1 protein-coding gene and 1 pseudogene are annotated in these 1,013 nt (G+C 60.7%); both read right to left on the minus strand.

Annotated elements, in window-relative coordinates; all coding sequences use genetic code 11:
- The coding region (locus tag Q4Q11_RS31850; RefSeq protein WP_498571984.1) for a hypothetical protein at positions 1 to 279 on the minus strand (279 nt) is incomplete at its 3' end.
- 176 nt (positions 280 to 455) lie between these two features.
- Positions 456 to 1,013: pseudogene (locus Q4Q11_RS31855) on the minus strand (glycoside hydrolase family 2 protein); the annotation flags it as partial.

Raw genomic sequence — 1,013 nt, forward strand, 5'->3', positions numbered from 1 at the left:
GCCATGGCCGAACTGGACGGCAGCCTTCGGGCCGACGATTTCAGCCGTTGCCGGCTTGGAGCCGCCAACGCGCAGATAGAGCCGGCCGATGCCGCCATAGACGGGCGAACCGAGCACCTGATTGATCATGACGCCGCCCTGCTGGTCGGCGAAATCGATCGAAAATACCGTGCCGTTCGGCAGGATCGAAGCCGAAAGGCCGGCGGTGTTGCCAAGCGTGATAAGGCCGAGTTCTTCGCGGCGGGGCGTTTGAAAGCTGCGATTGGAGTCCGAGGACATAAGCGTCGTCTCGCTGATTCATGGATCGGATGAGGGGCACTAGATCACAAGGCTGCGCCCGATCATAGGAGGCATTTTCCTATTCGAGCGTGTGATCACTAGCGATGGTTTGCAGAGGTTATGAGCATATATCCGGCGCGATGCGCCGCGCACTTTGATCGAAGCGACCTCCAGCTTTAGTGATGCGGAAGCTCGGCGACCTGATTGGCCGTGCGCAGGATCGTCGACAGGTCGGCATTGTCGAAGGCTTCCTTGGAGACACCCTTCACCTTGAAGCTCCTGCTTTCGCCGGGCGCGAGATTGACCAGCATATCGTCGACTTCGGCGTTGGGGCTGATGCGGTCGGCGAAGAGGGAGATGTCGCGCAGGAACGTCTGAGCGGTGACGGTCACGGTGATCCCGTCCGTGGTCTGGGCGCTCTCGATATCGAAGCGAGGTTGCGGGTACTGCAGCTTCATGTCCTTCTCGAAGAACCACCAGGCTTCGGCATCGCCGAGGCGCGCGCGCAGATATTCGCGGCGCGGATCGCTTGGGGTCGCGACCTCAGCCGGGATATCGATATCAGTATTTTCGAAGCGGTCGCAGAGAATGCGCCAGACGTGGTGGTGGGCAAGCAGCGTGCCATTGAAATCGAAGCGTTCGACGGTGAAGGGAACGCGCCAGAATAGAGTTGCGTCATTGACTGCGACCGCGGCCAGGCCATCGCCGCGCGGTTGGATGGTGAGGAGATGCGG

This window comes from Rhizobium sp. UFLA01-1127 (assembly GCF_059803845.1).